The sequence below is a fragment of the Paraburkholderia monticola genome, assembly GCF_001580545.1.
Lineage (GTDB): Bacteria > Pseudomonadota > Gammaproteobacteria > Burkholderiales > Burkholderiaceae > Paraburkholderia > Paraburkholderia monticola.
Genome location: NZ_LRBG01000031.1, coordinates 1 through 18980, shown reverse-complemented (window position 1 = coordinate 18980; position 18980 = coordinate 1). Strand labels below are relative to the sequence as shown.

At 63.9% G+C, this 18980-nt stretch carries 19 protein-coding genes and 2 pseudogenes; 7 read left to right on the top strand and 14 right to left on the bottom strand.

Features of this window, described 5'->3' with window-relative positions:
* Window positions 1–12: 12 nt before the first annotated feature.
* Window positions 13–792: an HpcH/HpaI aldolase family protein gene (locus CI15_RS19600; protein ID WP_062130000.1), complete on the bottom strand. Its 780-nt coding sequence runs from the start codon at window positions 790–792 to the stop codon at window positions 13–15.
* Window positions 793–890: 98 nt separating this feature from the next.
* Here CI15_RS19600 and CI15_RS19595 point away from each other — a divergent pair, with 98 nt between their 5' ends.
* Entirely contained in the window at window positions 891–1778 is an 888-nt protein-coding gene (locus tag CI15_RS19595; RefSeq protein ID WP_062129998.1) for a LysR family transcriptional regulator, read from the top strand.
* A gap of 90 nt (window positions 1779–1868) precedes the next feature.
* Here the strand turns inward: CI15_RS19595 and CI15_RS19590 are convergent, their stop codons facing one another.
* The 5 genes from CI15_RS19590 to CI15_RS35490 all read right to left on the bottom strand — a co-directional run bounded on the left by CI15_RS19590 (window position 1869) and on the right by CI15_RS35490 (window position 6433).
* Window positions 1869–2906: an ABC transporter substrate-binding protein gene (locus tag CI15_RS19590; protein ID WP_062129996.1), complete on the bottom strand. Its 1038-nt coding sequence runs from the start codon at window positions 2904–2906 to the stop codon at window positions 1869–1871.
* 42 nt (window positions 2907–2948) lie between these two features.
* The gene (locus CI15_RS19585; RefSeq protein ID WP_062129994.1) at window positions 2949–3740 is read right to left on the bottom strand and encodes an ABC transporter ATP-binding protein; all 792 of its coding nucleotides are present in this window, start codon (window positions 3738–3740) and stop codon (window positions 2949–2951) included.
* Window positions 3734–4747 carry an ABC transporter permease gene (locus CI15_RS19580; protein WP_241495879.1) on the bottom strand — a complete coding sequence of 338 codons (1014 nt, stop codon included), beginning with the start codon at window positions 4745–4747 and terminating at the stop codon, window positions 3734–3736. The genes CI15_RS19585 and CI15_RS19580 overlap by 7 nt, the downstream gene beginning before the upstream one ends.
* Before the next feature lie 61 nt (window positions 4748–4808).
* Window positions 4809–5801 carry an ABC transporter substrate-binding protein gene (locus CI15_RS19575; protein ID WP_062129990.1) on the bottom strand — a complete coding sequence of 331 codons (993 nt, stop codon included), beginning with the start codon at window positions 5799–5801 and terminating at the stop codon, window positions 4809–4811.
* Window positions 5802–5959: 158 nt separating this feature from the next.
* On the bottom strand, window positions 5960–6433 hold the full coding sequence (locus CI15_RS35490) for a hypothetical protein (RefSeq protein ID WP_075643735.1): 474 nt from the start codon (window positions 6431–6433) through the stop codon (window positions 5960–5962).
* Between the two features lie 190 nt (window positions 6434–6623).
* Between CI15_RS35490 and CI15_RS19565 the strand changes: the two genes are divergently transcribed.
* Window positions 6624–7154 (top strand): PRC-barrel domain-containing protein, encoded by a 531-nt coding sequence (locus CI15_RS19565; protein WP_062129988.1) that lies wholly within the window; start codon window positions 6624–6626, stop codon window positions 7152–7154.
* A 392-nt stretch (window positions 7155–7546) separates the two neighbouring features.
* On the opposite strand, the gene CI15_RS19560 is transcribed toward CI15_RS19565, so the two are convergent.
* From CI15_RS19560 to CI15_RS19520, 8 genes and pseudogenes are all read right to left on the bottom strand, one after another.
* Entirely contained in the window at window positions 7547–8212 is a 666-nt protein-coding gene (locus CI15_RS19560; protein WP_062129986.1) for a DUF799 domain-containing protein, read from the bottom strand.
* Between the two features lie 10 nt (window positions 8213–8222).
* Entirely contained in the window at window positions 8223–8594 is a 372-nt protein-coding gene (locus tag CI15_RS19555; RefSeq protein ID WP_062129984.1) for a DUF4810 domain-containing protein, read from the bottom strand.
* A gap of 65 nt (window positions 8595–8659) precedes the next feature.
* Window positions 8660–9328, bottom strand: a complete 669-nt coding sequence (locus tag CI15_RS19550) for a CsgG/HfaB family protein (protein WP_062129982.1) — start codon at window positions 9326–9328, stop codon at window positions 8660–8662.
* 46 nt (window positions 9329–9374) lie between these two features.
* A pseudogene (locus CI15_RS36110) lies at window positions 9375–9873 on the bottom strand (ShlB/FhaC/HecB family hemolysin secretion/activation protein); the annotation flags it as partial.
* A gap of 361 nt (window positions 9874–10234) precedes the next feature.
* Entirely contained in the window at window positions 10235–11122 is an 888-nt protein-coding gene (locus tag CI15_RS19535) for an amidohydrolase family protein (RefSeq protein WP_206597776.1), read from the bottom strand.
* Window positions 11123–11217: 95 nt separating this feature from the next.
* Window positions 11218–12234 (bottom strand): substrate-binding domain-containing protein, encoded by a 1017-nt coding sequence (locus CI15_RS19530; protein WP_241495872.1) that lies wholly within the window; start codon window positions 12232–12234, stop codon window positions 11218–11220.
* A gap of 33 nt (window positions 12235–12267) precedes the next feature.
* A complete protein-coding gene (locus CI15_RS19525; RefSeq protein WP_062130399.1) occupies window positions 12268–13263 on the bottom strand; it encodes an ABC transporter permease in 996 nt (331 codons plus the stop codon).
* Between the two features lie 24 nt (window positions 13264–13287).
* The gene (locus tag CI15_RS19520) at window positions 13288–14811 is read right to left on the bottom strand and encodes a sugar ABC transporter ATP-binding protein (protein WP_062129972.1); all 1524 of its coding nucleotides are present in this window, start codon (window positions 14809–14811) and stop codon (window positions 13288–13290) included.
* On the opposite strand from CI15_RS19520, the gene CI15_RS36575 reads away from it, so the two are divergent.
* The 5 genes and pseudogenes from CI15_RS36575 to CI15_RS19500 form a co-directional block, all read left to right on the top strand.
* Complete coding sequence (locus tag CI15_RS36575) at window positions 14810–15241, top strand: hypothetical protein (protein WP_153041150.1); 432 nt, start codon at window positions 14810–14812, stop codon at window positions 15239–15241. The genes CI15_RS19520 and CI15_RS36575 overlap by 2 nt on opposite strands.
* Window positions 15223–16116 (top strand): LysR substrate-binding domain-containing protein, encoded by an 894-nt coding sequence (locus tag CI15_RS19515; RefSeq protein WP_062129971.1) that lies wholly within the window; start codon window positions 15223–15225, stop codon window positions 16114–16116. Before CI15_RS36575 ends, CI15_RS19515 begins: the two co-directional genes overlap by 19 nt.
* A 128-nt stretch (window positions 16117–16244) precedes the next feature.
* Window positions 16245–16994 (top strand): SDR family NAD(P)-dependent oxidoreductase, encoded by a 750-nt coding sequence (locus tag CI15_RS19510; RefSeq protein ID WP_062129969.1) that lies wholly within the window; start codon window positions 16245–16247, stop codon window positions 16992–16994.
* Between the two features lie 96 nt (window positions 16995–17090).
* Window positions 17091–18416, top strand: coding sequence for an MFS transporter (locus CI15_RS19505; RefSeq protein WP_062129967.1), 1326 nt, complete (start codon window positions 17091–17093; stop codon window positions 18414–18416).
* 32 nt (window positions 18417–18448) lie between these two features.
* Window positions 18449–18980, top strand: a pseudogene (locus tag CI15_RS19500) (transketolase); the annotation flags it as partial.

Sequence of the window (18980 nt, the reverse complement as noted above, 5' to 3'; positions counted from 1 at the left end):
TAGATCGATGAATTAGTGGATTGCGCGAGCCTGTGCGGCCCGCTGCCGCATTGCGGCCAGAAAGAGATCGGTATCGATGCCCGCGAAAAGGAACGGCTTCGCGCCCTCACGGCGCAGCGCCGCTAGCGTTTCGCCTTCGGGCATGCCACCGACGATCGCCACCTTGCCGTGGCGACGCGCGGCTTCGAGCACATGACGGCACGCCTCGACGACTTCGGGATGCGTGGGTTCGCCAGCGTGACCGAGATCCGCCGAAAGATCGTTGCAGCCGAGCGCCACGATATCCACACCTTCCACCGCGGCGATTTCATCGGCGGCCTGTACGCCCGCCCGGCTTTCGATCAGCACCTTGAGCGCACTCGCCGCATTCACTCGAGCATTCATTTCGCGCACCGGCAGCGCCGCATAGCCTACGTGCGGCAGCGTGAGGATCTGTGAGCGCTGGCCGAGCGGCGCGAAGCGAGTCGCCGTGACGGCGCTTTGCGCCTCCTCCGCGCTCTCGATGCGCGCCACGATGATCCCGAGCGCCCCGCCGTCGAGCACCCGGTTGATCGTCCCGTAGTCGCGCTCGGGCACGCGAACCCACGGCATCAGCCCCAGATCCTGCGCACATAGACACATCTGCGCGACCGCGTCGACCGGCATCGTGCTGTGCTCCATGTCGATCCAGATCGTGTCGTAACCGGCCGCTTTCGCCCAACGAACGATCTCGGGCGTGCGTGAAGCGCGGATTCCCAGCGCTACCACGTTGTGTCCACCACGCAGGCGTTCGAGCAGTTCCGCTCCATTCATGTCGTCTCCGTCTGTTCTCTCGGTCGACGAAAGTATGGTCCATGACAACGTTTTGTATTATTCTTTAATTCAATATTATTGATTTACAAAACATATCAATGAATCTGCGCTACCTCGAGTACTTCGCGGTTCTGGCGGAGGAGCTTCATTTCCGGCGCACCGCCGAGCGCCTCGGCATCACGCAGGCTCCTCTGAGCCTCGGCATCCAGGCACTCGAGGCGGAACTCGGAGCACGCCTGTTTCATCGCACCAGGCGCGAGGTGTCGTTGACCGAAGCGGGCCTCGCGCTCCTCGACGACGCGCGCGCGATCCTGGCTCGTGTCGAGCACGCCAAAGAGTCGGTCTGGGAGACGGTAAGTGGCGAGGTAGGCCGGCTGCGAGTGGGATTTACGAACGCGTCGTCGCTCTCTCCCACGTTTCCGAAGCTGATACACGCGTACCGCACACAGCGGCCCAACGTGAAGATCACATTGATCGAGCTTTCGTCTGCCCGGCAGCTGGAAGCGCTCGAACAACGCGAACTGGACGTCGGCTTGTTGCGCGCGCCCGAGGCACCGCCCCCCTCCAACATCGCCATTGCGCCGCTTTATACCGAGCCATTGCTGCTGGCGGTCCAATCACATAATCGCTTCGCCAAGGCTCGCAAAGTCCGCCTCGCCGATCTACGCAATGAGTCGTTCATCGCCTATCCGCAGAAGGCCGGCGTCGTCATCCATGAGCAAATGCTTTCGTTGTGCGCCAAGCGTGGCTTCGAGCCGAACGTCGTCCAGGAGGCGCAACAAGCTTCGACCCTGATCGGATTGATTGCGACAGGCTTAGGCGTCGCACTGGTGCCGGCGACCTTGCGTGCCATCGCGATACCCGGCGTCGTATTTCGCGCGCTCGACGATGAAGACACGACGACGACGCTTTCCGTGGCCTACCGATACGGAGAGGCCAATGCTCGCGTCACGCTTTTCGTGGAGCTCGCGCTGTCGCTGTGCTGATTCCTGCGGTGGCTGATTCATGAGGCGGCAATGAAGAAGCGCGGCGCGTGTAAAACTGACGCGCCGCGCGATCATATTCACCAGGTCCCTTCAAGCCAGCACGTCGGAAAACACCCGCGTCGCGAAACGATCGGAACTCGTGCCGGCATTGAGCACACCGACCGATTTCAGATCGTCCGCATAAAGCGCGATTTCCTTCCTGAACGCATCGCCGACCGGGTGATGACGATCCGTGTGGCTCTTCAGCATCTCGGTCAGTTGCGCGACGTTCGCGCCCGGCGCGTTCGGCGCGAAGATCGCCGCCGCCTCGGCCGGATGATTGGCGGTCCATTCGGTCGCTTCGAGCAGCGCCTGGGTCAGTGCCTGTGCGGTTGCGCGGTCCTTGCGGATCAGCGAGCCGCGCACGCCCAGCACGCAGCAGACACGGTTCGCGTATTCGCCGCACAGGTTGTTCGATACCTCCTGCAAATGATCGGTCTCGCGCAGTGTCCAGATGGTCGGGTCGCCATCGGCGATCGCCTGCACCTCGCCCTTCTTCAGCGCCTCGCCGAGCAGCGGTGCCGGGTACTGGCGCCAGCGCACGTCGTTGTCGGGATCGATGCCGATTTTCTTCAGCGTGATCGCGAAGAAATTCTTCGCCGGGCTCGCCATGTCGCTGACGCCGACCGTGCGTCCCTTGAGACCCTGCAGATCGACGATGCCCGACGAGCGCGTCGCGAGCAGCCTCATGCAACCGCCGTGGATGCCTGCCGTCAGCTTCACGTCGAAGCCTTGTTCGAGCGGTTTGATCCAGCGCAGCGCCATGCCGACGCCCGCATCGGACTTGCCGGTCGCGATCGCTTCGAGCAACTGGTCGGTCGAGCCCGCGAAGTTGACGAGCTCCACTTGCAGCCCATGCTTGCGGAAAAAGCCCTGCTGCGCGGCGACCGGCACCGGCGCGGTGCAAATCGCACCCGCGTTCCACGACAGTTTGAGCGGCTTCAACGCTTCATCCGCCGATGCGCGTACGCCCGGCAGCCCGAAGGCGGCGCTGCCCAACGCGGCCGCGCCCGTGGCTCGTGCCGCGCGACCGAGCCATGCGCGGCGCGCGAGGTTCGCCGGCGCGCAGTCGTCGTCGAAATGGTTCATTGCTGTGCTTCCCCAGAGGTGTGGTGTGGTGTGGTGATGAAATCAGGTATCGAGGCCCAGCTGTGCCAGCACCTGGCGGCGCAGCGCGACGAGCGCGGGGTCGTCGCGATGGCGCGGATACGGCGCGTCGTTGCGCACCTCGGCGACGATGCGGGCGGGCCGCTCGCTGAGCACGATCACGCGATTCGCGACATACAGCGCTTCCTCGACATCGTGCGTGACGAGCAGCACCGAAAACCGCTGTGCCTGCCATAGCTGCACGAGTTCACTCTGCATGCGCATGCGTGTCAGTGAATCGAGCTTGCCGAACGGTTCGTCGAGCACCAGCAGTTGGGGATCGTTGACGAGCGCGCGCGCGAGCGCGGCGCGCTGCGCCATGCCGCCCGACAGCTGATGCGGAAACGCGTTCGCGAATGCGGACAGGCCGACCAGTTCGAGCGCGGCATCGATGCGCCCGGCGGCGTCGCGCTTCGTGCGACGCGCCTCGGGACCGAGCCCGACGTTGTCGCGCACGGTGCGCCACGGGAACAGCGTCGGGTCCTGAAACACGACCACGCGCGACGGGTCCGGTCCGCTGACGCGTTCGCCGTCGGCGTCGATCGCGCCTTGTGCCGGCGCTTCGAGGCCGGCCACGAGACGCAGCAACGTCGATTTGCCGCAGCCGCTCGGTCCCAGCAGCGCGACGAATTCGCCAGGCTCGATCGAGAGGCTGACGTCGTCGAGTACCGGCAACGCGGTGCCGCGCAACGCGAAGCGATGACTGACGTTGCGCACGTCGATGCGCGCGCCTGGCCGCGTGTCGGCGGCGAAGTGTGCTTCAGAGGCAACTACCATTTCAGCATTCCTTTCTGCCAGGCCAGCAGACGATCGCGCACGCGGAACAGCAGCGTGATGAGCCCGGAGCACATCAGTGCCATCACGAGCAGCGCGGCATACATGTTCGGATAGGCGGCCCAGCCCTGCGCCCATTGCAGGTACCAGCCAAGCCCGGCTTTGACGCCCATCATCTCGGCGACGATCAACACGGCAAACGACGCGCCGAGCCCCATGAACAGGCCGACGAACACGGACGGCAACGCGGCGGGAATCGCCACGCGAAGAACCAGGAAGGACGGCCGCGCGCCGAGCGTGCGGGCCACGTCGTAGTAGGCGGAGTTGACGCTCGCGACGCCGGACCACGTGAGCACGGCAACCGGAAACGCCGTGGCCAGCGCGATCAGAAACACACTCGCGCTGAAGCTCGACGGAAAGAAGAAGAACGCGAGCGGCAGCCACGCGGTGGCGGGCAGCGGCCCGATCAGCCGCAGCACGGGATGCACCCAGTAGCCGACCGCTCTCGACCAGCCAATCGCGACACCGATCACGAAGCCAGTCAACGCACCGGCCAGATAACCGTACGCCAGCAATACGAACGAATGCGCGACGCTCGTGGCAAGGCGCGGCAGATCGTCGGCATAGACGGCGATCAGGGCCTGCGGCGGCGCGAAGAACGGCCGCGGCAGCCATTCGAGTTGCGCCGTAGCGACTTCCCATCCGGTGATGCCGAGCGACAGTGCGAGCAGCCATGGCGTCGCATCGAGCCACGCGTCAAGACGCCTTCTTGCCGCGGCGACTGGACCGAGCTTCGCTTCCGTGCCGGCGCGCCAGCCGGCCAGGCCGATGGCGAGCGACGCTGCCGCGAGCACGAGCTTCAGAATCAGCAGTTCGCGCGTGTACGGCCAATCGTCGAGCGCGGGCCACCATTGCGTGAGCGCCGCGCCGGCGAGCCAGCCGAGCGCGGCCAGCACCGCAACGACGCGCTTGCCGTGTTCGTGCGCGACGGGTTCAGCGGTCTCGGCAATGCTCGCGAGTTCGAGAGACTGCGATTGATTCGTGACGACGGCATGCTCCGTCAAGGCGAGATCATGCGTTGGCAAGATGAGTCTCCGAGATCGCGCGTACGTCGATGCGGCCTGGCAGGATCGCGTCGCGCTGCGCGCGGTCGGCGATTTTTTGCAGCGCTTCGATGTCGCTGTCGTTGACGAAATGCTGCTTCAACGACGCGCGTTTCGTGATCTGCCGCGCGGCGTCGAGCGGCGAGCGCGTGAGCGTCGCATAGATTTGCGCGTAGGCCTCGGGGTTCGCGATCGCCCAGTCTCCCGCGCGTTGATAACGCAGCAGCAGATCCGCGATCGCGGCACGTTTGCGCGGGTCGGCCAGCGCGCCGCCCGATGCCGTGATGAAGCCGAGCCCGCTATTGATACCGGTGCCGTCGCGCAGCACACGGCCGCCGCGCTGCACGGCGATGCCGTAGTACGGGTCGAACGTCGCCCAAACTTCGATCGAGCCCGATGCGAAGGCGGCGAATGCATCGACGGGCAGAATGAAGCGCACCGATACATCGTCCTTCGACAACCCTGCCTCGGCCAGCGCGCCATATAGCTGGAACTGCGAAATGCTGCCGCGCGCCGACGACACGAACACGGTCTTGCCTTTTAACTCGGATACCGAACTAATCGTGGAATGCGGCGCGACCAGAATGCCGAGTTGCGCGCCCGATCCTACCCGCGTCGCGACGATTTTCAGCGACGGGTCGCCGACGGCCGCCGCGAGTACCGGCAGGTCGCCGGCCGGCGCAAGATCGACCGAACCGGCGCGCTGCGCTTCGAACAACGGTGCCGCGCCCTGGAAGTTGGCCCAGCGCCACGCGTACGGCGTGCCGTCTAGCACTTTCGCCGCTTCGACGAGTGCGCGCGTGCCGCCGGCCTGATCGCCGAGCACGAGGGTTACGGCTTCGGCGGCGTGGGCATCGCTCGTGCCGGCAAATGCGGATGCCGCGGCGAACGGCGTCGCGGCGAGCGCGCGCAGCAACGTGCGCCGACGTGTCGAAATGGACGTTGAAACAGATGCGGTCATAAGTCCTCGCTGTCGATATGCAACACAGCGTAGCGACGAAAAACCGCGCTGAGAATCATTCTATTTCGATATGTTTATATCGATTCAATATTTATGTTTTGCATCTTGTGACGCGGTTGGGTGGGCGATGTTTTCGTAGCCGGCCGCGTCCGCGCTCCTCAATGCCAGTGCCCGCCATGGCCGTGCCAATGTCCGTAGTAGCCGCCATGGCCGCCCCAATATCCGCCGATGACCACTGAAGGTCCCCACCATCCGTAGTACCCCGCCCATGGATAACCGTAGTAGCCTGGATATCCGTAGTAGCCTGGGTATCCGTAGTAGCCGGGATAACCGTAGTAGCCGGGATAACCGTAGTAGCCGGGATAACCGTAATAAGCAGGCAAAGGCACCGCGACGTACGTGCAATTCTGTCCGGACAGCGGCAAGTCGTTATGCGTCGCGTTCGAACCAGTCGTACCGCTTTCCGGCATTGCCCCGTTGCCAGGCGTTGATTGCGCGGTGGCGGTCGCGCTGGCGCAACTGTAATAGCCACCTGCTGCCGGATAGTAAGAATACGGGCCGTAGTAGACGCAGCCAGACAGCGCGAGCGTCCCCGCCACGCCAGTACACAGTCGAACGATTGCAGAGCGCATGGTCGCTCCCCCTATTCGCACGCAGCGCGCCCGTCACGATACGGCTCGTTTCATTCTAGTCGTCGAATCTTGCAATGCCCCGTCCGGCTTGCTTCAGGGCGCGTTTTCAGAAGGAGAGCTTTCGTTAGATGTAACGGCCGGGCACGCGCCTTGCGGGACCAAGGCATCCAGTGGAAATCAGGAGTTCATCATGGACCCGCTCGATCCCGTTGCACCGCTCGATCCACTCGACCCGAACGCCTCCGCGATTCCCGCGCAGTCAGGCGTGGGCGCACGAATCGCCGGCAACGGCATTGGCGAAGGTCCAGGACCCGAGGTGATGGCGGCCGCGACGCTCGACGGCAACAAGGTGATGTCCTCCGATGGCCAGAACCTCGGCAAGATCTCCGACATCATGCTCGACGTACGCAGCGGCCGCGTCGCGTATGCGGTGCTGACCGAGGGCGCCTTTCTCGGCATGGGCGGCACATTGCACGCGATTCCGTGGCGTTCGCTGACGCTCGACACCGAGCACAAGTGCTTCCAGCTGGACGCCACGGCCGAGCAGGTGAAAAGCGCGCCGGGCTTCGACAAGGATCATTGGCCGTCGATGGCCGATCGGGCATGGGGCGCGTCGGTCCATCAGTTCTATCACCGCGAACCGTACTGGGAAGCGACGCGCGATGTCGTCGAAAGCGATCCGGCGACACGTATCGATCCGGGCACCGCGCAGCGGAGGTGACCTGACCATGCTGCGACGCGCACTGACCAACCGAAAACACTTCTCCTTCGTGGCTTGGGTGGCTATCGGCACGGGATCGGTATTCCTGACCCTCGCGCTTCCGCTGCCCGCGCTTGGCGCTTTTGTCGTCGGTGCCTGCTGTGCGTACGCGGGGCGGGACGGGCGGCGGCCGGGTGCCCGGTCTGTCGGAGGCTGTCTGGCGCCGCCCGCGCGCGATGACGATGCGGGTCAGCGAGCGCCGCCGGTCGTGTCGACGGGCGAAACGACTGAGTCGAATGAAACGGAAGACGAAGCAGCGACCCACTGACGCGCGAGACTCACATGTCTGGGTACCGTCGAGATCGACGGCGCATAGGTGGAATCCAGACCGTAGTCGCCCCGCGCGTGCGTGATCAGTCCGTGCCCGATTTCGGCGATCTCGGGCCGTATAGCAGTCCATTGGGCGGCCCCGCGTGCAACAGCCGGTAACTCGTCACACCGGCAATATCGTGACTTTTGTCCGCCACCGAGTTTGCAATCTGCTTGACCGCCGCGATCACCAGCATACCGATCAAGCCTCCTCCGCTGTAGTTGTTCCCCTCGTTGCTGTTGGCGCTGGCGCTTCCCTGCCACAGCACGTCACCGGTCTTCAGGTCCACCAGCTTCGCCGATGCCGTGACGACAGTCGCGCTATCGAGCACGCGATACACGGTGCCGAATTGGCTGATCTTCGAATACAGCACCGCGTCAGCACCGAAGATCTCCCGAAGCTTCGCGGGGGAGGTTGCCTGGATATCGGCCGCGACGGTCAGGCCGTTCTGGCGGAATGTCTCATCCATCACCGCCACCGGCACCACGTAGTAACCCGCTTCGGCGAGTGGCATCGTCATCTGCGAAAGCATGCTGTTCGTCGCCTGCACGTCGGTCGTCTCGTTTTCGGGCGGCAGAACGAGGATTGAATGTGGCCGGCTGTTTTTGAAAGCGGTGTAATCGGCATGCTTGACGGGTTGCGCGCACGCAGCCAGCAACGTGAACACCGAGAGGGCAAACCAAAGTCTGAAAGAAAGGAATCTGGACATGACGGCTTGTTTAAGGCTGTTGAGTTTTATGTTTCATCAGGAAATCCATGTAGGTCGAGGACTCCGGGAACAGGTCCTTCTCGGTCCCGAACTGCTCCATGGCCGGACCGTCCTTGCCCACGCTCGCGTACAGCATCCCGAGTTGCGCATGAAAACCCGGCGGGGGCGTGGCGCCCTTTGCTCGGATTTCCTGCAGCGCTTTTTCAAGTGCGTCGATCTGCTGCTGCGGGTCCTTGTCTCTCTTGAGGTAGTCATAGACCGCTGGCTGATAGCCGGTCCATTGGTAAAGGGGCGGCGGGCTGCTTGCCGCACATCCCGTGAGGAGCACCGCAACTGTCATTGCCGGTAGCGTCATTCCGCGTATCGGGCGCGTATGTTTCATCGTGAATTCCGTCAGTGTGATGGTGTGTCGCACGAAAAGCTGTGCGACGTCGCTGGGTCGTGTGTCTATCGCGAGACGTTGAGCACGCCCCCATCGACCTGTGCCGCCAGGTGGTTGACTGCTTCCTGGATCGCGAGGTCGAGCACCTTGCCATTCAGGGTGGAGTCGTAGCTGGCGGTGCCCCCAAAGCCGATGATTTCGCGATTCGACAGGCTGTATTCCCCTGCCCCCTGGCTCGACGCCACGACTTCCGAGGTCGTGGTATTCACCACGTTCAGACTTACCTTGGCATAGGCCACCTGGTTCTTGCCGCTGCCGAGAATGCCAAAGAGCTGGCGATCACCCACTTCCTTGCGGCCAAATTCGGTGACGTCGCCAGTGATGACAAAGTTCGCACCCTTGATCGCCTGCCCCTTCTTCATGAAGCCAGCTTCCTGACGGATTTCGTCGAGGTTGTCCCGATCGAGAACATTGAAGCGCCCGCTCTGCTGCAGGGCGGTGATCAGAATCGTCTTGGCCTGCCCTCCGAGGCGGTCTGCTCCGTCGGTGAAAATGCCTCGCATATAGCTGGACCGGTTGTCGAATTTGCCCACGGCCATCTCGATGCGCTGGCCCGCGTACGGAGTCTGGGAAACGCTCACCGGCTGGACCGGCAGCGATTGCGACGACTCGGTTGCGCATCCGCCCAACGTAAGGGCTGCGGCAAGGATCGAAACTCCATAAAGTTTTGACATGTTCTTCGTTCTCCTTTTGATAAAACAGAAATGATCGACGCAATCATCAGAATTGCGCCGTTACCTGAAAGCCGAGCGTCACTTGCGCCGTCGAAAAACTCGACGGCTTATAGATAGGGGTGCCGGCAAACAGGTCGTAGGCGAGCGCGCCAGCCTTCGCCGATGTGCTGCCCTTGATGCCGACCACCGCGCCTGCCAGTCGCGTACCGGCGAGGTAGACGGCGCTCGGACCGAATACATGGCCGTAGTCGATGGCCGCGTAGAACGACTGGCCTGTCGAGCCAATTGGCAACTGGAGTTCGTTGCGCCAGTAGAAACCGCGTTCAGCCGCGAGCATGGTTTCACCGTCGAAGCCGCGCACGGTGTAGCGGCTGGCTCGCGACCTGGAACGGTACCGACAGGTTGGCGTCGAGCACGGCCATGCGGAAGCGGTAGGTCGGGCCGTTCGGATAGAAGTCCGGTGTCGCGCCGAGGCCGCCGACACTCTGGCGATACGCGAGCGAACCGTCGAACTGCGAGGCGCCGAAGTAGTGACGATCGGTCAGCAGCGCGGCGAAGGCCGCGCGCCGCATTGAAAACAGCGAGAGGCGTGTCGCGGAATGCGAGGCAGTGGTCTCGCCCGCATTATTGTTGCGTGCGGCACTTGCGGTGTCCGCAACCGCAACGAGCATACCCCGGTACCGGCTGTAAGCCCGCCGGAGCAACTTCGAATTCATTTTCCGCAGCGATCATTCTTTACCTAGCAAGAAAGATAACGCTGCAGGGGATTCGAAAGAGTTAACTAGTGTTAACTTGTTGCACGACAATAACGGCGATATGCAATTCAGATTGATCTGGTAGACGGATTCATTTTCTTCAGTACCACCTAAGCGAGCGACGACTCAAGCGCCACCCGCTTCGCCCGCATCAAAGCCGATAAACCCGCTCCGCGTTGTCATGAAACAGCGCACGCCGCTCCTGCGCTGAAAAGTCTTTCGTAATCGCCTTGAACGCATTGAAGACCGCGTCGTAACTGCTGAACAGCTTATCGACCGGAAAGTTGCTCGCGAACATGCAGCGCTCGACGCCGAACGCTTCGATCGCATGCAGCACGTAGGGGCGAATGCTGTCGACGGTCCACTTCCAGTCGCCCATGCCAAGGCCCGAAATCTTGCACGAAACGTTCGGCGCGCTCGCGAGCAGCTTCATCGCTTTCTTCCAGCCTTCTATTTCGCCCGGCGTACGGTCCACCGGCATGCCCGTGTGATTGAGCACGATCGGGGTATCCGGGAATTCGCGCGCCAACGCGACCGCTTCCTCCATTTGCGTGTAGTACAGCTGCAGATCGAACGACAGGTCGTAGCGCTTGAGCAGCGCATAACCGCGTCGCCACTGCCCGTCGCTGATCAGATGCGGATTGTCGATGAAGGTCTTCACCGGATCGCGATGGAAATTCAGGCATTGACGGATGCCACGCACATTCGGAAATTCGCAATGCGCTTCGATCACCGACTGCACGTCCGGCGCAGACAGATCGGCGAAACCGACGATGCCATGAGGGTAGCCATGCTTGTCGGCGACGCCTTGCAGCCAGCGCGTTTCGGCGACCGGGTCGTTGTGATCGTATTCGACCTGCAGATGCACCGTCTTCACGACGTTCTGATTCTTGATGTCGGCGAGAAAGTCGTCGATCAGATAGTCCTTGCGGATCGCCGAATAGTCGCCGAACACGCGCTCGAGCATCGGGCCTTGCAGCCAGGGATAGTTGCCGGTCTTCAGATCGAAAAGATGATGGTGTGGGTCGATGATAGGCAGGTTGTCCACGGTGTCTCCGGGTCTCACGAATGATGGGAGCGAAACGCCGTCCACCTCGCGTGGACGGCTCGCATCGCGTTACGTTCGGCTCACGTTCAATAGTTGCCGGCCGAAGGCGGATAGACGCGCTTGACGGTGGCCTGCGCGTCGGGCTGGTCGATCGTGTCCTTGGTGACGAGCGGTTCCTTCAACGCGAGTTGCTGCGTCGTCGGCTTGTGGTTCAGTGCGTTGAACACCTGCGTGGTGGCGTCGATGCCCTGTCCGACCGCTTCCTGCAAGAAGATGCCCTGGATCGAACCGTCGCGCAGCAGACGGATCGTCGTCGGGCTGCCGTCCGCGGTCACGACCGCGACCTTGCCGGTCAGCCCGCGCGTTTGCAGCGCCTTCGCCGCGCCGGTCGCGGCTTCGTCGTACATGCCATAGATCGCCTTGACGTCGGGATGCGCCGTCAGAATGTCGTTGGCTTGCGAGACCGCCTCGTTGACGGTCAGGCCATGCGTCTCCAGCACCTGCGCGAGTACGCAGCCATCGGCCTTGAACGATTCCTGCGCGCCCTTCATGTATTTCTGCGCGTTCTCACGGTCCTGCGGCAGCGACAACATCGCGATCTTGTTGCCGCCGCGCTCCTTGGCGAGCTTGCACACGTACGAGCCTTGCGCCTTGCCGGTTTCGTAGTTGTTCGCCGTGACGGCCGACGTGAAATCGGTCTGCCCGGCCTGCGGTCCGATCCCGGTAAACGCGATCGGCACCGACTTCTCTTTCAGCACCCGCAGCACCGGCGGCGTGCTGGTCGAACTCACCGGTCCCATCACGATCGCATCGACGCCGCGCGTCAAGGCCGTGCGCACGTTGTCCATCTGCTTGGCGGGCGAGTTTTCCGAGGTGAACTCGACGTAGTTCATGCCGAGTTCCTTCGCGCGCTGTTTGACGCCATACGCGACCCACTGCCAGTAAGAAATATCGAGCGACGGCGCGATATACGCGACGGTCTGCTTCGCCTGCGCGAACGTCGATGTCGACGCCACGGCCGCCGCCATCAACACGGCTGCCGCTGCTACGCGGCCCCACGGCTTTCGCGTCATGCGGGCCTGCTTCGGTGCGATCTGGTTCATGTCTGTCTCCTATGAGCTTGTGTTTGCCGCGGCTTAGCGCCGTGCTTTGGTAATGCGGTCGACCAGCACCGCGATAAGAATGACGATCCCTGTCACGGTGCCCTGCCAGAAGCTGTTCACACCGATCAGATTCGCGCCGTTCTGGATGATCGTGATCATCAGCGAGCCGAGCAGCGCGCCGATCGCCGAACCCGTTCCGCCGAACAGGCTCGCGCCGCCGATCACGACCGCCGCGATCGCCTGCAGCATCAGGCTCGAACCGGCCGTCGCCTCGGCATTGCTGATGTACGAGATGCTGACGATGCCCGCGAACGAAGCGAGCAGCCCCGACAGCAGATAAGCCGCCAGCCGCACGCGGTTGACCGGAATGCCGATCACGCGCGCCGACGAGCTGCTGCTGCCGACGGCATACAGCCAGCGTCCCGCGACGACCTTGCGCAGGCAGAACTCGATCGCGACGAGCAGCAGCACGCACCACAGCGCGTAGTTGGGCAGACCGGGAATCAGCGTGCCGGCGTTCAGCAGGTAGTAGTTCGGATCGGAGATCGGCAGCGAATGGCCATCGGTGACGATGAACGACAGGCTGCCCGCGATCGCATAGGTGCTCAGCGTGACGACGAACGGCGCGAGGCCGACGAAGGTGACGAGCGCACCATTGATGAGCCCAATCACGAGCCCGACGCCGAGTCCCGCGAAGCTGCTCGCGATCGACCCGTAGCCATGCGCCATCGCGAGCCCGGTGACCATGCCGGTCAGCGAGAACACGGAGCCGACCGAGAGATCGATGCCGCCCGTGATGATCACGAGCAGCACGCCGAACGCCATGATCACGAGCGGCGCGGCCGCCTGTGTGACGTTCGCGATGTTGCCCGCCGACAGCGCGGCCGGCACGATCATGCCGACCGCCAGTTCGATGACGATCAGCGCGATGGCGATCGCGATTTCGGTGCGGTAGGTCGATAGCAGACGGCGCCCGGTCCTGCCTGGCTGCCGGCCCTCCGCTGCGACCGTGTGAGTGACTGTCTTCATGTTCGTCTCCATTGCTATGTGTGATCAGGCGGCCATGCCCGTCGCGTTGGCCAGATTGGTTTCGTTGACGTCCGCGTGCGTGAGCACGCCGGTGGGACGGCCGTCGAGATCGAAAGCGAGCACGGTGTCGCACAACTCGACGAGCTCCACGTACTCCGTCGACCACCAGACCACCGCGCAACCCTGCGCGGCCATCTCGCGGATCAGCGCGTAGATCTCGCGCTTGGTGCGGATATCGACGCCGCGGGTCGGCTCTTCGAGCACGAGCAGCTTCGGTTTGAGCGTGAGCCAACGCGCGACGAGCAGCTTTTGCTGGGTGCCGCCGCTCAGCGTCGACGGTAGGTCCCATTGCGAGCCCACGCGCATGTTCAGCGCTTCGAGCAGGCGCGCGCCCTGCTCCACTTCGGCGCGGCGCGCAACGCTTCGCCGCTCGACGACGCGCTGCGCGGCCATCAGGTTGTCGACGATCGGCAGCGTTTCGAGGATCCCTTTGTTCGCGCGGTCGCCCGAGATGAAGCCGACGCCGCCGCGCGCCGCCGCGCCGGGATTCGCGAAGCGCAGCGGCGCGCCGTCGCGCTCGACGTCCCACGCGCTTTCAGCGGCGAGTCCGGTCAGCGCGTTGATCAGCGCGGACGGCCCGGTCGGCGCGCCGGCGAGTCCAAGGATCGAACCGGGCCGCAGCGTCACGCGGAGGTCCGCCTGCGCGAAGGTGATTTCATCGCGTTGCGCGCCGCCGGCCGAAGCGCCGGTCGCGGCGCGCGTGCGGATCGTCTTCGCGGCCGCACCCGTTTGCCCATCGGACTCGACGCTTTGGCCCATGCATTCGACGATCTCGCGATCCGTGATCGCATCGAGCGCGACGCGATCGACAGCGGTCTTGCCGTCGCGGATGATCGTGCAGACGTCTGCGATCTGGCGGATCTCGCGCATCCGGTGCGACACGAACAGCACCGCGAGTCCGGTCTCGGCGATCAGCCTACGGATCACCGCGAAGAGCCGCGCCGTCTCCGCGGCCGTCAGGTTCGCGGTGGGTTCGTCGAGCAGCAGTAAGCGCGCGCCCGAACCGAGCGAGCGCGCGATCTCGACCAGTTGCCGCTCGTGCAGCGTCAGATCGCCAACCAGCCGGGAGGCGGACTCGCGTGCGAAGTGCGGGTCGATCAACGACAACGCGTCGACGGCAAGCGCTTGCGCCGCGCGCTCGCTGTACTTTTGCGTCGCGCGCCGCAGTCGCGGCATCGCGATGTTCTCCGCCACCGACAGATGCGGCAGCAACGCGAGCTCCTGATTCACGACCGCGATCGCGCCCGCCTCGACGTGCGCGGCTACCGTTGCGCCGAGGGCTTCGCCGTCGAATTCGAGCGTGCCGCCATCGCGCTCGTGCTGGCCGGAGATGATCTTGATCAACGTCGATTTGCCCGCGCCATTGCCGCCGAGAAACGCGTGCACTTCGCCTCGCGCAATGGACAGGTCGAAGCCGCGCAACACTTGCGTCGGTCCGAAGCTCTTGACGATCGAGCGGGCGGACAACAGGAATGGCGTTTGAGCCATGTCGAATCTCCAGGTGCGAAAGCGGGCGAGCGCGCGGCATAGCCGGCGCAAAATCAGCGCTTCAGCGCGTGAATCACAGGGAAAGGGCGGCAATGCCAGCGCGTGCCGTCAGGCGATGCAATACGCGAACGACGGGAGCGAAGCTTGCTTGATTACCGAAGACGCCGCGACGATCGCGCGCGGCGAGGGGAAAATAGATAATGCATGGCGGTCTGTCTCCTGCGCAGTGGTGCACTGCGCCATTCTCGGTATCGTGATGAAAACGTGGCCTGAACGACGTTTCCAGCCTGCCGCTTGGCGGGTCCCTGCCGTGAGGCAATCCGGACCGGTGCGGCGTATGGACAGAATGGCAGCGTGCATCACCTGCGAACAAGCCGGTTTCCTTCAACTGCAACTGAAAAAAATTTCACTATGCGCATTCCACCGCTGAAGGCGATCATCGCGTTCGAAAGCGTTGCCCGCACGAAAAGCGTGAATCGCGCGGCGGATGAACTCGGCCTGACGGCGTCGGCGGTCAGCCATCAGTTGAGCAACCTCGAATCGATCATCGGTCAGCCGCTGTTCCAGCGCTCCGGGCGCGGGCTCGTGCTGACGCCGACCGGCGAGCGCTATCTGGTCGACGTGACGGGCTCGCTCGCGGACCTGAGCCGCGCGACCGAACGCGCATCGAGCCGCGCCGACGTCGAGATCCTGCGGGTGCATTCGAGCCCGAGCTTCGGTCTGATGTGGCTGCTGCCGCGGCTGTCGTCGTTCCAGCAAGCGAACGACGACATCCAGCTGAACCTCGCCTGCTCATACGAAAACGTGTCGTTCTCGAACGGCTTCTACGACATCGACGTGCGCCACGGCTACGGCAACTGGAGCAACGTCGAAGTGAAAACGGTGCGCGGCGAGTTCATCGCGCCGCTGGCGTCGCCGAAGTACCTCGAACAGCATCCGGTGAAGACGCCGGAAGACCTGCTGTCGCATCGGCTGATCTATTCCGAGTCGCCGCTCGTGCAGTGGAAACAATGGTTCGGCAGGACCGGCGTCACCGCCGCGCACAAGACCTTCGACTTCTCGTTCGACCGCTCGTACATGTCGCTCGAAACCGCGGCGCTCGGGCTCGGCATCGCGCTCGAAAGCCTGATGCTCGCGTCGGTGAAGATGCGCGAAGGACTGCTCGTGCCGGTGTTCGACAGCAGCTATGCGGTCGAAGTCGGCGCGCATCATCTCGTCTATCCGGCGCAGAACGCGGAGCTGCCGCGCGTCGAGCGCTTTCTCGCGTGGATCGAGCGCGAAGCGGCCGCCGACTTGCGGGGCTGAACTCGCGCCTGGGGCGGGTCGCATCGATCATCTGAATTTTTCTCAGCCATTGCTGAGCGTTTCCGCGTTGATGCGGGCGCCTCGTGAGCCGACACTCTGGGCACCAGTCAACACACAGGAGACAAACCATGTTGCTCGAGAACCGGACCGTCATCGTGACGGGTGCAGCGTCGCCACGCGGCATCGGCCGGGCCACTGCCCGGGCGCTGGCCGCGCAAGGCGCGCGCGTCGTGATCCTCGATCTGCGCCTTGAAGACGCGCAAAGCGCAGCCGCCGAGCTCGGCGCGGCGCATCTCGGTCTCGCCTGCGACGTGACCGACAAGGACGCATGCGTCGCGGCCGCGCGCGAGACGCTGCAGCGCTATGGCCGCATCGACGGTCTCGTCAACAATGCAGGCATCACGCAGCCGGTGCGCACGCTCGAGATCGGCGGCAAGGACTTCGACGCGATCGTCGACGTCAATCTGCGCGGCACGCTGTATATGTCGCAAGCGGTGCTGCCGGCGATGCAGGAGGAGAACGGCGGCAGCATCGTCTGCATGTCGTCGGTATCGGCGCAGCGCGGCGGCGGCATCTTCGGCGGTCCGCACTACAGCGCCGCGAAAGCCGGTGTGCTCGGTCTCGCGAAAGCGATGGCGCGTGAATTCGGCGCGAACCATATCCGCGTGAACTCGATCACGCCGGGCCTCATCCAAACGGACATTACCGGCGACAAACTGACGCCCGCGATGCGCGAGGACATCATCAAAGGCATTCCGCTCGGCCGGCTCGGCGATGCCGCCGATGTCGCGAACGCGTGCCTGTTTCTGCTGAGCGACCTGTCGAGCTACCTCACCGGCATCACGCTCGACGTCAACGGCGGCATGCTGATTCACTGACAGTGCGCGCCGCCCGACGGCGCAAGCAACGCACCCGGAACACAATCCGGGGCACGTGGCCACGGCGAGCTGCCGCGGCCTACCAAGGAGACATCGATGAAAGCGAAATCCACCGCGGCCGTTGCCGACGAGCGGGTGCCACGCAGCGACCCGCTCACGTTCGAAGCGCGCACCTATACGAAAGTCGGCCGCCGGCTGATCCCCTTCCTGATGCTGTGCTACCTCGGCGCGTATCTGGACCGCGTGAACGTCGGCTTCGCGAAGCTGCAGATGCTCAACGATCTGCGCTTCAGCGAAACGGTGTATGGGATGGGCGCCGGCATCTTCTTTCTTGGCTACTTCCTGTTCGAAGTGCCGAGCAACCTGATCCTTCACCGCGTCGGCGCGCGCCGCTGGCTCGCACGCATCATGCTGACCTGGGCCGTCATCTCCGCGAGCTTCGTGTTCGTCAGGTCACCCACCGCGTTTTATGTGCTGCGTTTTCTGCTCGGCGTGGCCGAAGCCGGCTTCGCGCCCGGCGTGATCCTCTATCTGACCTACTGGTTCCCGGCGGAGCGCCGCGCCAAGGCGTTGTCGCTGTTCTTCATGGCGATTCCGCTCGCGGGCATCATCGGCGGGCCGCTGTCCGGCGCGATCATGCACTCGCTGCACGGCGCGTGGTCGATGTCGGGATGGAAATGGCTGTTCCTGCTCGAAGCGGTGCCGTCGCTCGTGCTGGGCATCGCGATTCTGCTGTATCTCGACGATGGCATCGCCAAAGCGAAGTGGTTGACCGATGCGGAAAAGACGCTGCTCGCACGCAACGTCGCGAACGACGCGCAACAGACCGTCACGCATGTCTCGATCCGCGAATTCATTCGCGACCGACGCCTGTGGCTGATGGCGGCGATCTACTTCTGCGTGGTGCTGGGTCAGTACGGCCTGACGTTCTGGCTGCCCACGATCATCCGCAAGGCCGGTGTCGCCGATCCGCTGTGGGTCGGCCTGTTCACCGCGATTCCGTATCTGTGCGCGATCGTCGCGCTGCCGCTCGTCGGTATCAGTGCGGACCGCCACCGCGAGCGCCGCTTTCATCTGGCGATTCCGATGCTGGTCGCCGCCGCGGGCTTCGCGACCTTGCCGCTGCTCGGCAGCGTCGGCGCGTCGATCGTGTGTCTGAGCGTCGCGTCGGCGGGCATTCTCGCGTCGTCGTCGCAATTCTGGTCGCTGCCGACCGCGCTGCTCGGCGGCATGTCCGCCGCGGCGGGCATCGCCGCCGTGAACTGCTTCGCGAATCTCGCGGGCTTCTTCTCTCCGGCGATCGTCGGTTGGCTCAACGACCTGACCGGCAAATCCACCGCCGGGCTGATGTTCATTTCCATCGCGGTGACGCTGGGGGCGCTGCTGGTCTTTAGGGTGCCCGCCCAATCCGTGAACCGATGATCTTCTTTCTCGACCTGCAACAGGAGTTACCGATGGACACTGAGACCATGACCGAGTCGGTCACGCTCGCCGACCATGCCTACCGCATCCGCCGCAACGCGTTGCTGATGGGCGAAGTACAGGGGCAGGGCTATATCGGCCAGGCGCTCGACATCGCCGATGTGCTGGCCGTCGCTTACTTCGGCGCGATGCGTTACCGCGCCGACGACCCCGAATGGGAAGGACGCGACCGCTTCCTGCTGTCGAACGGCCACTACGCGATTGCGTTGTACGCGGCGCTGTTCGAAGCCGGAATCCTGCCCGCCGACGAACTCGAAACCTATGGCAGCGACGACAGCCGCCTGCCGATGTCCGGCATGGCGAGCTACACGCCGGGCATGGAAATGTCGGGCGGCTCGCTCGGCCAGGGGCTCACGATCGCGGTCGGCCGCTGCCTTGGCTTGAAGCGCAAAGCTTCGGACTCCTTCGTCTACACGCTGTTCTCCGACGGCGAACTCGACGAAGGCGCGGTCTGGGAGGGTCTGATGTCCGCCGCGCACTGGAAGCTCGACAACCTGATATCGC

Excerpts from the sequence above, each read along its gene's own strand:
- CI15_RS19600 (WP_062130000.1), bottom strand. The coding sequence starts at position 792 with ATGAATGGAGCGGAACTGCTCGAACGCCTGCGTGGTGGACACAACGTG.
- CI15_RS19595 (WP_062129998.1), top strand. The coding sequence starts at position 891 with ATGAATCTGCGCTACCTCGAGTACTTCGCGGTTCTGGCGGAGGAGCTT.
- CI15_RS19590 (WP_062129996.1), bottom strand. The coding sequence starts at position 2,906 with ATGAACCATTTCGACGACGACTGCGCGCCGGCGAACCTCGCGCGCCGC.
- CI15_RS19585 (WP_062129994.1), bottom strand. The coding sequence starts at position 3,740 with ATGGTAGTTGCCTCTGAAGCACACTTCGCCGCCGACACGCGGCCAGGC.
- CI15_RS19575 (WP_062129990.1), bottom strand. The coding sequence starts at position 5,801 with ATGACCGCATCTGTTTCAACGTCCATTTCGACACGTCGGCGCACGTTG.
- CI15_RS35490 (WP_075643735.1), bottom strand. The coding sequence starts at position 6,433 with ATGCGCTCTGCAATCGTTCGACTGTGTACTGGCGTGGCGGGGACGCTC.
- CI15_RS19565 (WP_062129988.1), top strand. The coding sequence starts at position 6,624 with ATGGACCCGCTCGATCCCGTTGCACCGCTCGATCCACTCGACCCGAAC.
- CI15_RS19560 (WP_062129986.1), bottom strand. The coding sequence starts at position 8,212 with ATGTCCAGATTCCTTTCTTTCAGACTTTGGTTTGCCCTCTCGGTGTTC.
- CI15_RS19555 (WP_062129984.1), bottom strand. The coding sequence starts at position 8,594 with ATGAAACATACGCGCCCGATACGCGGAATGACGCTACCGGCAATGACA.
- CI15_RS19550 (WP_062129982.1), bottom strand. The coding sequence starts at position 9,328 with ATGTCAAAACTTTATGGAGTTTCGATCCTTGCCGCAGCCCTTACGTTG.
- CI15_RS19530 (WP_241495872.1), bottom strand. The coding sequence starts at position 12,234 with ATGAACCAGATCGCACCGAAGCAGGCCCGCATGACGCGAAAGCCGTGG.
- CI15_RS19525 (WP_062130399.1), bottom strand. The coding sequence starts at position 13,263 with ATGAAGACAGTCACTCACACGGTCGCAGCGGAGGGCCGGCAGCCAGGC.
- CI15_RS36575 (WP_153041150.1), top strand. The coding sequence starts at position 14,810 with ATGTCGAATCTCCAGGTGCGAAAGCGGGCGAGCGCGCGGCATAGCCGG.
- CI15_RS19520 (WP_062129972.1), bottom strand. The coding sequence starts at position 14,811 with ATGGCTCAAACGCCATTCCTGTTGTCCGCCCGCTCGATCGTCAAGAGC.
- CI15_RS19515 (WP_062129971.1), top strand. The coding sequence starts at position 15,223 with ATGCGCATTCCACCGCTGAAGGCGATCATCGCGTTCGAAAGCGTTGCC.
- CI15_RS19510 (WP_062129969.1), top strand. The coding sequence starts at position 16,245 with ATGTTGCTCGAGAACCGGACCGTCATCGTGACGGGTGCAGCGTCGCCA.
- CI15_RS19505 (WP_062129967.1), top strand. The coding sequence starts at position 17,091 with ATGAAAGCGAAATCCACCGCGGCCGTTGCCGACGAGCGGGTGCCACGC.